General features: G+C 40.5%; 9 protein-coding genes. 2 read left to right on the top strand and 7 right to left on the bottom strand.

Features of this window, described 5'->3' with window-relative positions; genetic code table 11:
* Window positions 1-272: 272 nt before the first annotated feature.
* The 4 genes from ACR2F3_RS12450 to ACR2F3_RS12435 form a co-directional block, all read right to left on the bottom strand.
* Complete coding sequence (locus ACR2F3_RS12450) at window positions 273-608, bottom strand: hypothetical protein (RefSeq protein WP_432710299.1); 336 nt, start codon at window positions 606-608, stop codon at window positions 273-275.
* A gap of 45 nt (window positions 609-653) precedes the next feature.
* Window positions 654-1,652, bottom strand: coding sequence for an NAD(P)H-dependent glycerol-3-phosphate dehydrogenase (locus ACR2F3_RS12445; RefSeq protein WP_432710298.1), 999 nt, complete (start codon window positions 1,650-1,652; stop codon window positions 654-656).
* A gap of 78 nt (window positions 1,653-1,730) precedes the next feature.
* A complete protein-coding gene (locus ACR2F3_RS12440) occupies window positions 1,731-3,089 on the bottom strand; it encodes an efflux RND transporter periplasmic adaptor subunit (protein WP_432710297.1) in 1,359 nt (452 codons plus the stop codon).
* Window positions 3,090-3,125: 36 nt separating this feature from the next.
* Complete coding sequence (locus ACR2F3_RS12435) at window positions 3,126-4,496, bottom strand: TolC family protein (protein ID WP_432710296.1); 1,371 nt, start codon at window positions 4,494-4,496, stop codon at window positions 3,126-3,128.
* A gap of 52 nt (window positions 4,497-4,548) precedes the next feature.
* On the opposite strand from ACR2F3_RS12435, the gene ACR2F3_RS12430 reads away from it, so the two are divergent.
* Both ACR2F3_RS12430 and ACR2F3_RS12425 read left to right on the top strand, forming a co-directional pair.
* Window positions 4,549-5,166: a polysaccharide deacetylase family protein gene (locus ACR2F3_RS12430; protein WP_432710295.1), complete on the top strand. Its 618-nt coding sequence runs from the start codon at window positions 4,549-4,551 to the stop codon at window positions 5,164-5,166.
* 240 nt (window positions 5,167-5,406) lie between these two features.
* Window positions 5,407-7,674: an aconitate hydratase gene (locus ACR2F3_RS12425; RefSeq protein ID WP_432710294.1), complete on the top strand. Its 2,268-nt coding sequence runs from the start codon at window positions 5,407-5,409 to the stop codon at window positions 7,672-7,674.
* Window positions 7,675-7,752: 78 nt separating this feature from the next.
* Here the strand turns inward: ACR2F3_RS12425 and ACR2F3_RS12420 are convergent, their stop codons facing one another.
* From ACR2F3_RS12420 to ACR2F3_RS12410, 3 genes are all read right to left on the bottom strand, one after another.
* Window positions 7,753-9,240, bottom strand: coding sequence for a RagB/SusD family nutrient uptake outer membrane protein (locus ACR2F3_RS12420; protein WP_432710293.1), 1,488 nt, complete (start codon window positions 9,238-9,240; stop codon window positions 7,753-7,755).
* Between the two features lie 18 nt (window positions 9,241-9,258).
* The gene (locus ACR2F3_RS12415; RefSeq protein ID WP_432710292.1) at window positions 9,259-12,435 is read right to left on the bottom strand and encodes a SusC/RagA family TonB-linked outer membrane protein; all 3,177 of its coding nucleotides are present in this window, start codon (window positions 12,433-12,435) and stop codon (window positions 9,259-9,261) included.
* Between the two features lie 376 nt (window positions 12,436-12,811).
* Window positions 12,812-14,635 carry a MutS-related protein gene (locus ACR2F3_RS12410; RefSeq protein WP_432710291.1) on the bottom strand — a complete coding sequence of 608 codons (1,824 nt, stop codon included), beginning with the start codon at window positions 14,633-14,635 and terminating at the stop codon, window positions 12,812-12,814.
* Window positions 14,636-14,751 lie beyond the last annotated feature (116 nt).

Genomic DNA, 14,751 nt, shown 5'->3' with positions numbered 1-14,751 from the left:
GTGGCGGATTCAAAGATTTCTCTGGCAGAAGCCGTGAGGAAAGAAGCGGTGGCGGAAGACGTGAAGGCGGAAGTAGTGCTGGCGGTGATAGAAGACGCAGGTCTTAATCCCTTAAGCTAATCATATAGAAAAGGCGGTCCCGAAAAGGACCGCCTTTTTACGTTATTACTTAGTGGTTTTTGGTATGCTATTACACAACATACGCTGCGACTAAACAAGCAAAAAAAAATCCCGAAGTTATTTCCGGATTTACAAAATCGTTTACCAAAGAATTAATCAACCTTTGTTCTGATTTGAGAAGGCTGTAGGTAGATCCTAGCCCCTTTTTCATTGATATAGTACTTTTCGTTCTTATTGTTAATATAAACATCTGAACCATTGGGGGCCATTTTACCTTTCCACGTTTTATCCGCTATTTTAGACGTGCCTTTTACAGCAACTTCTGCAGTTTTATTGCCCACTTTAGCAGCGGTTTTACCAACTTTATTTGTCGTTTTATCTAATTTATCGCCTACTGATTCTTTTTTCTCCTGTGCCATAACCGAAGGTGCTGTAAAGGCAGTTAATAAGCCTAAAGCCACGGCAGCGGCAAATATGTTCTTTTTCATGGGATATTGTTTCCGTAAAAACACCCGGAACTGCTAAATGTTTGTTTAATTTAGCTGCTCCGTAAGCAGGCGCATTTCAATTTGTGGTGAATGTTTCTCATATAAGACAGCGTAAACCGCACGGCTAATGGGCATATCTACCTTATATTTTTTATTAATTACGTGCATACAACTTGCCGCATAATAACCTTCGGCCACCATATTCATCTCCAGTTGTGCAGATTTAACAGTATATCCTTTACCAATCATATTCCCGAAAGTACGGTTGCGGCTAAACTGTGAGTAAGCGGTAACGAGTAAATCGCCAAGATAGGCCGACTCCATAATATCCCTTGAAATGGGATGTACAGCATTTACAAATCGGTTAATCTCACGGATGGCATTAGAAATAAGTACTGCCTGGAAATTATCACCATACCCCACCCCATGACAGATGCCACTTGCTACAGCATAGATGTTTTTGAGTACAGCAGCGTATTCAGTTCCATAAATATCATCGGAAACATTAGTTTTTATATACCGGGTATTGAGCAAATCCGAAAATGCAGTTGCTTTATCCACATCAAGAGAAGCGATGGTGAGGTACGATAGTTTTTCCAATGCCACTTCTTCTGCGTGGCAAGGGCCGCTAATCACCAGAATATTCTCTATTGGCACCTGATATCGGGCCTGAATAAACTCACCGATAATCTGGTTTTCATCCGGTACTATGCCCTTAATGGCCGAAACAATCACTTTCCCTGCTAAATCATCCGCGGTTAGATCCTGTAAACTCTCTTTTAAAAAGGCAGCAGGAACATTCAAAATAATATAATCCGCAGCACGAACAATCATTTTGATATCAGTAGAGATATTGGCATCAGGAAGGTCAACTTCCACTGCGCTTAAATAGTTTGGGTTATGCTTGTAGGTTTGAATATGTGTAATAGCTTCTTCATTACGCATCCACCAATAGAGCTCTTTGGCTGAGCGGTTGTCCGATAACATTTTTACTATGGCGGTAGCCCAACTACCCCCACCAATCATTGCAACTTTAGGCACCATATCTAATAAAATAAAAAATCCCGGTTTTATATCATAAAAACCGGGACAATTTACTGATTTTATAGCTTACCTAGTGGCTTACTTTTTTCCTGGATCGGCAAAAAGCTTATCCTTAGTTGTTTTCTCTACTTTCATTCCGTCCTTTAAACGGTTCTGTATGGTAGAATATGGTCCTGTCACTACTTCAGTACCCTGCTTGAGTCCAGAGTTTATGATGATGTAGCGATCGTTTTGTATACCTGTGGTTACTTGCTGTTTTTTAACCATACCATCAGCATAAGTATATACATATTGTTTGATGGTTTTGTCTTCTAACTTTTCTTTTTGTTTAGATTGGTCTTCGTCATTAGCCGTTGGCTCCTTAGCATCCTCTGTTTTCACTTTATCTCCTGTAAATACCGCTTGAATAGGGACTGAAAGCCCATCTACAGATTCACTTTCAATATCAACACTTGCAGACAAACCTGGTCTGAATGGAGATGGTAAGTCTCTTGCACCGCCTTTAATGTCGTTATACGAATCAGGGAGGATACGCACTTTAACCACAAAGTTGGTTACCTGGTCAACAGACGATTGTGCTGTTGTGCCAACATCTTTTGATGACGATCCAATTTCAGTAACCACACCTTTAAACTTTTTATCGGCAAAAGCATCTACTTCAATTGTAGCACTGTCACCTACATTTACCCTGTTGATATCATTTTCATTAACATCAACATTTACTTCCATCACTTTTAAGTTTGAAATACGCATAATTTCCGTACCTGCCATTTGTGTAGTTCCCAAAATACGGTCGCCCAATTCAATTGACAATTTAGAGATCACACCATCAACAGGTGCAGTGATCGTAGTTTTTGCTAAGTTTGCTTGTGCTTCTCTCACGTTTGCACCGCTTTGTTCCAGGCTATACCTGGCGCCAGTTACATTGGCCCTTAAACGGGCAATGTCTGCTTTTGCAGAAAAATAATCGGCTTTTGCAGCATCAAATTCGGCTGCAGAAATCACCTTCTGCTTATATAATTCCTCGCTTCTTTTGTATGCACTTTCAGTGTTTTTAAACATAGCAAGCGCCTGGTTCAATTGTTGTTGGGCAGCCAGTAATGCTGCTTTTTGGGTATTATTGGACGCCACAGCTCTTTCATATCCAGATAGTAATACATCGGGACGCACACGGCAAAGAAGCTGGCCACGTTTCACCACATCACCTTCCTTTACTAACAGCTCTACTACCTCCCCTGAAACTTCAGAACTAAGTTTCACTTCAGTTTCCGGTTGCACTTTTCCACTGGCTGTAATAGTTTCAGTTATTCTCCTTGGTTCAGCCTTTTCTACGGTTACCTTCTCCATTTTTTCACCGCCGATTACACCAGTAAGTGCAAGGATGACCAATAAGGCAATCAGTACGCCTACGGTTATAATAATGTGTTTAAGTTTCATTTGATCTTCTTGTTTAATTTTTTTCGGTGAAGTGTATTAAAATCTAATTTGTTTGCCTAAGTAATAATCAATGACCTTAGACCGGAAAACCAGGTCGTATTTGGCCTGTATGAAATCGATCTCTGCCCTATTACGATTAGTAATCGCTGTATTATAATCCAGTGAATTTACCAAGCCTACGTTATAGCGCTGTTCATTCACATTAAAAGCATCCTGTTGTGCATTAAAGGTGTTTTGAGTTGACCGGTAACGACTTTCCGCAGCCTTTAAATCCAATACAGCCTGTGCAATTACCTTATTTAAATTATTTTTCACAAGCTGTTCCTGAATTTTAAAATCCTGGTAGGTAATTTTCGCACGTCTAACATTAGATTTGGCACTCAGCCCATTGAATATTGGGATTTGTAAACTTAACCCGATATATTGATTAAAACGGTCACTAAACTGCTTGGAGAAATTATCCTGCGGTGCCGGCGTTTTAAAGATATACGAGTAGGAAGACGCCAATCCACCATTTAAAGAAATGCTAGGATATAACGACCCTTTTGCAATATCTATTCCTTTTTCGGCCGCCAATGTATTTAAGCTGGCTAATTTAATATCAGGGAAATTAACTAAGGCCTGTTTATAAACTTCATTTACTTCGTAATTGGTTTCAGCAATTTCAATCTCACTTACTGTTGGTGCAACTACCTTGAACGTGGCAGTATCGGTACCCATCTCCATTAGCTGTGCCAGCGTCAGGTACGAAATAGACAAGTCATTCTGTGCATTGGTCACATTCAATTCAGATGTAGACATTTGTGCCTTAGCTTGCGAAATATCAGCCATGGTTTTATTTCCTACTTCCAGCAAGGCAGTTTCCCTTTTTAAGGTTTGTTCCGAAACCGATAACTGCTCTCTGGAAGCTTTTAACAAATCTTCATTGTAAACCACCTGCATATAGGCGACCACCACATCAAGGGTTAGGTCATTTTTAATTTTTTCGACGTTGCTTTGATCAGCTTCCAAAAGAATTTTGTTTTGTTTGATCTGGTTGATTTTTGCAAACCCACCAAATAAATCAATTGAAGTACCTATACTTCCGTTACTCTGGTATAACTTCTGGTTTACAATCTGGAAGGACGTCTGATCCAGTCCACGGCCAAAACTCAGGTTGTTGTTGTTGGTGGCATTTAAGCTTGGGAGAATCGCCGCTTTCGATTGTCGCAGGTTCACATCAGAAGTTGCTACATTTAAAGCACCTTGTTTAATGGTTAGGTTATTCTGCAACATCCTGTCAATGGCCTGCGGAAGGGTAATAGTTTCCTGCGCAATACTGTCGGTAGTAAGTCCCGCAACAAATAACCCGAGGAAGCATAAGCGCGTTAAGTTTGGTAATAATCTTTTATTGGTCAACTTCTTCATAAATCTGATTTCACAGTATTACAGTAAATAACTTTTTCGTTTACCTTTGGTTATGTACCTGATTAAATCACCATCAATCTTAAAATGGTATTACCCATCATTAGTGTGGAGCAAAAGCCGTACTGACAAAGTCATCTATTTAACCTTTGACGACGGGCCTATACCTGATGTTACAGACTTTGTATTAAAAACTTTAAATAGCTTTAACGCAAAGGCAACCTTCTTTTGCATAGGTGATAATATCATCAAACATCCACAGGTATTTGAAAAGCTACTTGCCGCTGGGCACCGTATTGGCAACCATACTTTTAATCACCTTAAAGGCTGGAAAACAGACACCGACACTTACCTTCAAAACTTCAGCAAATGCCAGGAAATTACCGGTACCCCGCTGTTTCGCCCTCCTTACGGCCGCATTAAAAAGTCACAAATTAACCGCATCAAAACGCTGCACCCTAATATACAAATAATTATGTGGGATGTATTAAGTGGCGACTTCGACCCAGGGCTTTCCCCTGAAAAATGTTTAAAAAATGTACTTAAATATGCTGAGAACGGATCTATTATAGTGTTTCACGATAGCGTGAAAGCATTTGAAAGGCTACAATATGCACTTCCAAGAGCCCTTAAACATTTTAAGGACATGGGGTATACATTCGGTACGTTATAATGCTTATAAAGAAAGTGTTATTAACCCAACCTATTACACTTAACAAACTAAACAACAATCCATTAAATACAAAACATTAATGATGTTAACGTGTTTAAGAGGCAATGCATAGGAATGGGCAATCGATTATTTAGATTATATATAAATAATATAATGATCAACGTATGATGGGACGACCCTTGTTTTTTTTGTAAATTCGCTCAAATAATAAATATTTTACCTTTTAAATACAGATTATCAATGGCTTTTGATATAGATATGATCAAAAAGGTTTATGCAAACTTTGGACCCCGTGTTGAGGCGGCCCGTAAACTAGTAGGCAGACCTTTAACACTTTCAGAGAAAATTTTATACACTCACCTTTGGGATGAGAAAGCAAACACCTCATTTACCCGGGGAGTAGATTACGTAGATTTTGCCCCTGACCGCGTGGCAATGCAGGATGCAACGGCTCAAATGGCCTTATTGCAATTTATGCAGGCTGGTCGCCCTAAAGTAGCTGTTCCTTCTACAGTACACTGCGATCACCTAATTACCGCAAAACTTGGCGCAGAACAAGATTTACCAGCTGCAAATACTGAAAGTAAAGAGGTTTTTGATTTCCTTGCTTCTGTTTCTAATAAATATGGCATTGGTTTCTGGAAACCAGGTGCAGGTATCATTCACCAGGTAGTATTAGAGAACTACGCATTCCCAGGTGGAATGATGATTGGTACCGATTCTCACACGGTTAACGCTGGTGGCTTAGGTATGATTGCCATTGGTGTTGGTGGTGCTGATGCCTGTGATGTGATGGCAGGACTAGCATGGGAGCTAAAATTCCCTAAGTTGATCGGTGTTAAATTAACCGGTAAATTAAATGGCTGGGCTTCACCAAAAGACATTATCTTAAAAGTTGCTGGTATTTTAACCGTAAAAGGTGGTACAGGAGCAATTGTTGAATACTTCGGCGACGGTGCAGAAAACTTGAGCTGTACTGGTAAAGGTACTATTTGTAACATGGGTGCTGAAGTTGGTGCAACCACTTCTACCTTCGGTTACGATGAGAGCATGGAGCGTTACTTACGTGCTACCGGCCGAGCTGACATTGCTGATGCAGCTAACGAAATCAAAGAACACTTAACAGGTGATGCAGAAGTTTATGCTAATCCTGAACAATATTTTGACCAGTTGATCGAGATCGACTTGTCTACTTTAGAGCCCTATTTGAACGGCCCTTTTACTCCGGATTTAGCTACCCCTATTTCTAAAATGAAAGATGTGGCCTTAGAAAACGGCTGGCCAATGAAAATTGAAGTAGGCTTGATCGGTTCTTGTACCAACTCTTCATATGAAGATATTTCCCGTGCTGTGAGTGTGGCTAAACAGGTTTCTGAAAAGAACTTAAAAACCAATGCTCAATATTGCATTAACCCGGGATCGGAACAAATTCGCTATACCATTGAACGTGACGGTTTCCTTGATGTTTTCAAAAACATCGGTGCAACGGTATTTACCAATGCCTGTGGACCATGTATCGGAATGTGGGACCGTGTAGGTGCTGAAAAGCAAGAAAAAAACACGATCGTTCACTCGTTTAACAGAAACTTTGCGAAACGTGCTGACGGTAACCCTAATACCTATGCCTTCGTAGGTTCTCCAGAACTGGTAACAGCTTTAGCCATTGCAGGCGATTTAAGCTTCAACCCTTTAACAGATACCTTAACCAACGAACAAGGTGAGCAGGTGATGTTAGATGCACCAGTAGGTGATGAATTGCCACCAAGAGGTTTCGACGTAGCTGATGCAGGCTACCAGGCTCCTGCTGAAGATGGTACAGGCGTACAGATTTTAGTGTCCCCTACTTCGCACCGCCTTCAGTTATTAGATCCATTTACCCCATGGGAAGGCACTGACCTTAAAGGTTTAAGGTTGCTGATCAAAGCAAAAGGTAAATGTACAACGGATCATATCTCAATGGCTGGTCCGTGGTTGAAATTCCGTGGTCACCTTGATAACATTTCAAATAACATGTTGATTGGTGCTGTTAACTACTTTAACGATAAAACCGATAACGTGAAAAATGCATTGACTGGCGAATATGGTCCGGTACCTGCAACACAACGTGCTTACAAAGCTGCCGGAATTGGTTCTATAGTTGTTGGCGACGAGAATTATGGTGAAGGATCCAGCCGTGAGCATGCAGCTATGGAGCCTCGTCACTTAGGTGTTCGTGCTGTATTGGTAAAATCTTTTGCCCGTATTCACGAAACGAACCTTAAGAAACAAGGGATGTTAGCATTAACTTTCTGTAACAAGGAAGATTATGATCTGATTCAGGAAGATGATGTAATCGACATTGTAGGTTTAACATCTTTCACTCCTGATGTTCCATTAACTGTAGTTTTAAACCACAGCGATGGCACAAAAGATGAAATTAAAGTTAATCATAGCTATAATTCACAACAAATAGAATGGTTTAAAGCGGGTGGTGCACTAAACATTATCCGTAGCCAGGTAGCGCAGTAATACGCTTCCTTAATCATACAAAAAGCTTCCCTATTACTAGGGAAGCTTTTTTTTGTCTTACTTTTTGATCCTGAGTTTCTATTGCGGATTTTGCACCACCAGGCCGTTACTAAAATTAATCTCGTCCTGAGGGATTAAAAACTGCCACCTGTTATCATTTGCTGGAACTTCAAGCACACCATTGGCATAACTTGCATTATGGTTTGCTCCGGTCCTATCTAAAGGAGAATTGGTGCGTTTCAAATCATAAAAACGAAAACCTTCACCCCATAACTCAACCCTCCTTTGTAACATGATCTCATTAATCAGTGCCTGGCCGGTATTTGAGGATAAGGTGTATTCCTCATCCCTGTTTACTGCAAGCGTGAACAGCGCAGCCGCTGCACCCGCATCATCACCACTCCGTGCCAATGCTTCAGCTTCAATGAGGTACATTTCCGCAGCACGCATATAAGGCACATCTCCAATACTTAAACTTGGATCAGCAACCAAAAACTTCCTGCTCATATAGGGAGCCCTTAACGAGGCTGACGTAGGTATTGGAAAATCCTTATTCGCACCTGTTGGATCCCAAACACTTTTACGCACATCCGTATCGGATATGGTATTGTACAATGCCGAAGAAATTGATTTAGGACTTGTGCGAATCACTGTGGAGCTATAATTAGCAGACATGTAAGCAAAGAATGAATAAAAGTAACTTGTCTGGTCAGACTGAATACGTGAAGCCCAAATCCATTCAGGATTGTTGTAATCGTTAAATCCCTGAAGATACTGCGCGTTACTCATTAACGTATAACCAGTTCTTGCCTCTCTTGCAAGGGTAGCTGCATTTAACCAATCTCCTTGTACTAGAGCAATACGGGCCTTTATACCTTTCGCAGTGTTAATAGTTAAGTGAGATTTATTTGCTCCTTTATAGCTGCCTAAGTTGGCAATCGCCTGATCAATATCAGAATTGATTTGCTGATAAACCTGATCTACAGTACTTCTCGATGTAGGCGTAAGTTGCGGAGCCAATACTAAAGGCACAGCAAGCGAGTTGTTTTGACCACCTACAACATACCGTTCACCAAATAACTGAACCATTTGGAAATAAGCCCATGCGCGATACGCTAAAGCCTGACCTTTGATCGCTAACTTATCATTGTCTGGCCCTTCCGCTTGATCAATGTTTGCGATAATCATGTTGGCGTTCCCAATAATTACGTAATAGAACTGGTAATTATAGAATAGCATGCTGCTTGTCGCATCCCGGTGCCTAATCCACCTGTACTCCGGAAGCAACCAGGTGCTTGATGACGTGTTAAAAACCATATCCTCTCCAAGAATATCCATGTAGAGCATGTTTCCACTTTGGCCACCTTGTGCCTGCACCCCAAAAATTTGAGAATACATAGTTCGGTGTATACCGTTTAAAGCTGCCCAGGCATTCGTGGTAGAACTAAAAGCAACCTCGGTTGCAACCTGATCCGTGGGCGTGGTTTGAAGATATTCTTTCTTGCAAGAGGCGCTGGTTATGATCACCATTGCAACCAGCAAAAACCTGTTATATATATTTTTCATATTCTTTTCAATTATTCGTTAAAAGTTCACGTTAACACCAACTGATATTGTGCGGCTGAAATTATAATTGTTTCCTACTGTTCCATTAAATGAAGTGCCCGGGCTCATTCCTTTTCTTTTTGAAAATAAGGCAAGGTTTTCACCACTCACGTAAATACTTGCAGATTGAGCTTTTATAGCCTCTAGCCAGTTGGTTGGCAAGTTATAATTAAGGGTAACGTTGTTTAACTGGAAATAACTTGCGTCAACAAGCCACCTGCTACTTTGCCCGGCATAGTTAGAAACCTGTCCATTATCAAAGCGAGGTACATCGGTAATATCTCCCGGATTCTTCCAACGGTTTAGTGCGTCCACATGCATTGCCGTACCATAATTTCCACCGTGCATTAATGCCGCATAAGCGCCATCGTACACTTTACCGCCTTTCTGGAACGTAAACTGAACACCCAGATTAAAGTTCTTATAACTGAAATTATGAATCATAGAGCCATAGAGGTCTGGTATGGAGCTTTCACCAGTGTATCGGTAATTTGCTTCACCAAGAATTGTTGTCACCGTATCCTGTCCGATTACAGTTGTATTATTTGTCACAGCATTAGTTTTATATAATGCACTTCCAGTTGTAGGATCAACACCATAATATTCGCGCAGGTAAAAATCATATATCGAGTGACCTGCACTATATGCCTTGGTACCATCCTGGATTAGGTTCATGTTATCAGGAAGTTTGGTTACTTTGTTTTTAAATGACGTAAGGTTCAGGGTTGTGGTGTAAGTAAAGTCTTTACTCTTTACAACTTGACCAGTCAAGGTTAACTCTCCTCCTTCATTATATAAACTTCCAATATTTGTAGGTATAACAAAGTTTCCATCATTATAGGTTCCACCGTTAGAAAGCGGTTGCTCTACTTCAAAGATCAAACCATCGGTTTTTCTTTTAAAATACTCTGCACTACCACCCAAGCGCCCTTTGAAAAAACTAAAATCTACACCTACATCAAAATTCTTTGACGTTTCCCAGGTTAGATCAGGGTTCGATAGTGATCTTTGTATTACACCAGCTTCTGCCTGGTTATTTCTTCCAAGATCGTATAAAGCCTGGTAAGGGTAATACCCTAAACCACCATCATTTCCTAAAACACCGTATGATCCACGCACTTTCAACTGGTCTACCCAATCTGCATTAAAAAACGATTCGCGGTTAATGTTCCAGCCTGCACTTAAGGACCAGAAATTCGCCCATCTCACGCTTGGTGAGAATTTTGAGTTACCATCTCTTCTAAAACTTCCGCTAAATAAATATTTACCATCATAATCATAAGTAAGACGTGATAAATAACTTTCGATAGTCGCATTGTCCTCGTAGGAGGTAGTACCCAATACCGTAGCAAAATTTACCAGTTCAGTTATCCCGTTAACGATCACTCCACTACGGCTTCCAGAAAGATAATTGTATTTGTAACTGTAGTTTTCATGTCCCGCAAGAACCTGCAAGTTGTGTTTACCAAACCTTTTGTCATACTCTGCCAATTGCGAGAAAGTGTAACTCGTAGTACGGTACAAATATTGGTAAGCCCTTCCTGATGGCGCGCCGTCCCCTACATTTGGGTTATCGAAGCTACGGTCATGGGTATCCTGAAGATCAAAACTTAATCTAGCTGTCGCCTTCAATCCAGGGAGAATATGAATACTTCCGAATGTTCTTGCGCCAATTGCGCCTCTTACCTGGTTTTGCTTGTCATTTAGGTTCTCATAGATCGCATGTCTTCCTGAGGCAAAAGGTCTGCCCTCACCAAAGTCGTACTGAGGCTTCCCATTCTGATCCATTACCATTACACCATTAGCATCATGTAAATGTACCGGGTAAATTGGCGCAATCATTCTTGAAATATAAAAAGGGTTGATGAAACTTGTTCCACCGCCGTCATCAACATTGTCTAATTGTGATTTCGAGTAAGTACCATTTAAATTTAATCCGGTATTAAACCAGGTAACGGGCTGCGTGTTAACATTCAATCGACCATTAAAGCGCTTCATACTAGAGTTAATTAAATAACCCTCATCGTTGGTATATCCTAACGACCCGAAGTAATCCGACTTTTCACTTCCACCTGAATAAGAGATGGCGTAGTTCTGTCTTTTCTTCCCACCTTGAGCAGCCTGATCTGCCCAGTCTAAGTCATCTGCATACAACAGGCTAGCATTAGGATTCAAGATGCCATTAGCAGAGACAATCTGGTTATCCGGCACATTAAAGGGGTTATACCCTAACAAACTTTTGATGCCCGAATACCTGTTGCCATTATAGTTGGTGATAGTCCCTGCGGCAATGCCCCCAGCTACATCTAAAGGGATTCTGGCAGATCCATACGCCAGGCTGTTTCTTTGAGTCTCCCACTGGAGTGGGTAATATTGATAGGCATCCACGCGGTCATATTCCGGTAATCCTCTGCTCACCCAGCCTGTAGACGCTTTAAAATTCAATGTTTGTTTGCCTGACCTGCCTTTCTTTGTAGTGATTAGAACGACTCCATTTCCAGCTCTTGAGCCGTATAGTGCGGCAGTAGCCGCATCCTTTAATAAGGAAACCGATTCAATGTCGGAAGGATCGATATTTGAAATATTCCCATCAAATACACTTCCATCTACCACATAAAGTGCATCATTTGAGGCAGAAATTGATCCAAAACCACGTATCCGGATCCCAGGTGTGGAACCAGGAGCACCGTCGGCACTTGTTGCCTGAATTCCCGGGGCCGATCCAGCCACAGCGCTCATGACGTTAGTAATTGGCCGCTTATCAAAATCGTCGCCATTGATCTGTGCAGAGGAACCTGTATAAGTGTTTTTATTAGCAGTTCCATATGCAACTACCAGGACCTCATTAAGTAGATTTTGATCTGGCACCATCGCGAGGTTAATAGTCGTTCTGGTTGCAGCATTTACTTCCTGCACACCATATCCTATATAACTGAACACCAACACTGGGTTACCACTGCCTGGAACTTTAATAGAATACCTACCGTTGTTTCCTGTCTGACCAACCACATTTGTTCCTTTTAATTTTATGCTCACACTTGGCATTGGAAGTCCATCCTCTTTAGAGGTTACGATTCCTGTGATTATTTTTTCCTGAGCCATTGCATGTCCTGCAAAAAGAAAAAAAATCAACAAAATTGGTAGCATTTTACTCATTTGTAATTGTTTTTTTAGGTTAATACTAGATTTTTAGCTAATATATTATTTATACCACATGAATAAATACATATTCATACTTTTTACCAGTAAAAACAACAACAAATATTTTGATTTTTATATAAAATCACACAACTACCACTAATTTTATCCTTTTTTACTCATATTTTAACCAATTACGAAGTAAAACACCAACACATCATAATTTAACAGGTAATCACCCTTAATGAACGGAGTTAATTAAATAAATAACAAGCTCCAACGACAGACAGACGCTAGATTAAGAGATATTAAAGAATATTTCTGAAAATTTTTGACAAACTTAGTCAGGCCGACCTTATTAGTCAGCTGAGGAAATAGCCATAATGTAAAATTATTAGTTTAGCTTTTCGATACTTAGTCCAATTTGCTTAAGCAGGATAGCCGCATTAAAAGTTTTGCAGGCCCCATGCTTTAGCAGGTAATCAAAATGCATCTCACTTTCCGTGATCTGGATATCGAAATGGTAATTACGCACCTGTTGAGGATAGTCGCGCGCCATCTCTGATAAAGCAAGGTCGTGCGTAGCAAATAAAGCTGTCGTTTTCTGAGAAATCATCTTTTCGATAAATACCTGCGACCCTAAATACTTGTCTTTACTATTTGTTCCCCGCAGCATCTCATCAATTAGCACAAATGCATTAGGCTCCTTTTTGGTAATTTCCAGAATCATCTTTAGTCGGTTAAGCTCTGCTTTAAAAGTGGAAGTTTGGTCATTCAGCGAATCTTTGATCCGCATATAAGAAAGAACCTGAAAAATGGAAAGCTCAAGACTTTTGGCGCAAACTGGGGCACCAGAAAACGCCAACACCATATTAACACCTACAGTACGGAGAAAAGTACTTTTCCCTGCCATATTTGAGCCGGTTACAATATCTACAGTTGGCGCTTCAGCTAAGGCATAATTGTTATCAATTCTTTTGGTTTCATCTATTAATGGATGTCCTAAAGCGATCGCCTTCAAACAATAACTATCAGTAATCACCGGGAAAGTCCATTCAGGCTCATTGTAATGAAGTGTAGCAAAAGAAATCAACTCTTCAAAAAGACTAATGCGATCCAGTCCATGTAGAATGTGATCTGATGAACCCTTATACCATTTATCCAGACGAATGCAGCACTTAAGGTCCCAAAGAAAAAACAAGTTCAAAAACATACCCACCAACATATTCAAACGGGCATCAAAAGCCTGTATAATGGCTGCCAATTCTCTGATTTCTGCACTTACCGGCTTGCTATCGGCACTTGTAGAAAAAAAGGATCTTATATAGGTGGAGTTCCACGTAATTTTTTCAGTCCATGCAATGGATCCTGCATAAGAATTTAGCAGCTCTACACTACCACTAAAACCATCATACACTGGCTGGATATGCTTATGGTTAAAAAAGATAAAAGCTGCATTAAATAAAGCGATTAAGCCAAACACATTCCACCATACACCGCCCCACAGGGCGCCGGCAGCCAGCAGGCCAAACATCAGAAATGGCGCCACAACAACATACCCGCGTATAAAGCGAGATTCGGTAAATTTAAGCTGACCAGGTAATTCCTCACTTAACTTCGTTTCAACCAGGGCAAGCTGTTCAGGCTGGTGTTTTTGTAAGCGTGCACGAAAATGAAATGTATCGTCAATATGTCCTTTTATTTCCTTAATCGCTTCCTGACGGGCCATGATCACGTCCCGCTGGCAAGCCGTATTTAGATGTGAAGCAAGCAAATCTCTTCCCTTAGTAGTTTTACAGCGGTTTATAAAATCGAATAAAGACAAGGGGCCAAAAACATCCAGGTCGGAGGTGTAAGCGTGTTTTTCGCTTACATAATTTTCGCCATCATCATAACCATTGTTCCGGTTTACCATGATGTTCTCCTCATTCTGATACACCCATAATAATTTCCTGGCATACTCCAGTTCTAGCTGAACTTTACCCTGCTTTTTTACCAGCACAATAAATAAGGCGACTACTGCTAACATCAACACCACGTAAATCCAATGATAACCCCAGGCAATGATACAGGCTACAAACACAATCTCTGCGAGGAACAAACCAAGGCGGGATAAGGAAATCTGGTTCAACTGTTTGATCAAAGCATCAATGCGTCCCTGCTCAGTGTTAATTTGATTTCGATAGGTACTGATGATATGTTCTTTTGTATGGCTCATAATTAAAAAATGCAAATGCATTCCTGGTAAACCTAATCAAAATCTCTTGAAGTTAATTGTCATAAATTAAAAATACAGGCACATAAACACCTGTTTCGAACGTAATATTTTACCTT

The sequence above is a fragment of the Pedobacter sp. genome, assembly GCF_045627485.1.
In the GTDB taxonomy this organism is placed as follows: Bacteria; Bacteroidota; Bacteroidia; order Sphingobacteriales; family Sphingobacteriaceae; genus Pedobacter.
Note: the sequence above shows the minus strand (reverse complement) of the source record. Positions and strands in the feature narration are given on the sequence as shown.

Bases quoted from the DNA above. Each gene is read 5' to 3' on its own strand.
- ACR2F3_RS12450 (WP_432710299.1), bottom strand. From the start codon at position 608: ATGAAAAAGAACATATTTGCCGCTGCCGTGGCTTTAGGCTTATTAACT.
- ACR2F3_RS12445 (WP_432710298.1), bottom strand. From the start codon at position 1,652: ATGGTGCCTAAAGTTGCAATGATTGGTGGGGGTAGTTGGGCTACCGCC.
- ACR2F3_RS12440 (WP_432710297.1), bottom strand. From the start codon at position 3,089: ATGAAACTTAAACACATTATTATAACCGTAGGCGTACTGATTGCCTTA.
- ACR2F3_RS12435 (WP_432710296.1), bottom strand. From the start codon at position 4,496: ATGAAGAAGTTGACCAATAAAAGATTATTACCAAACTTAACGCGCTTA.
- ACR2F3_RS12430 (WP_432710295.1), top strand. From the start codon at position 4,549: ATGTACCTGATTAAATCACCATCAATCTTAAAATGGTATTACCCATCA.
- ACR2F3_RS12425 (WP_432710294.1), top strand. From the start codon at position 5,407: ATGGCTTTTGATATAGATATGATCAAAAAGGTTTATGCAAACTTTGGA.
- ACR2F3_RS12420 (WP_432710293.1), bottom strand. From the start codon at position 9,240: ATGAAAAATATATATAACAGGTTTTTGCTGGTTGCAATGGTGATCATA.
- ACR2F3_RS12415 (WP_432710292.1), bottom strand. From the start codon at position 12,435: ATGAGTAAAATGCTACCAATTTTGTTGATTTTTTTTCTTTTTGCAGGA.
- ACR2F3_RS12410 (WP_432710291.1), bottom strand. From the start codon at position 14,635: ATGAGCCATACAAAAGAACATATCATCAGTACCTATCGAAATCAAATT.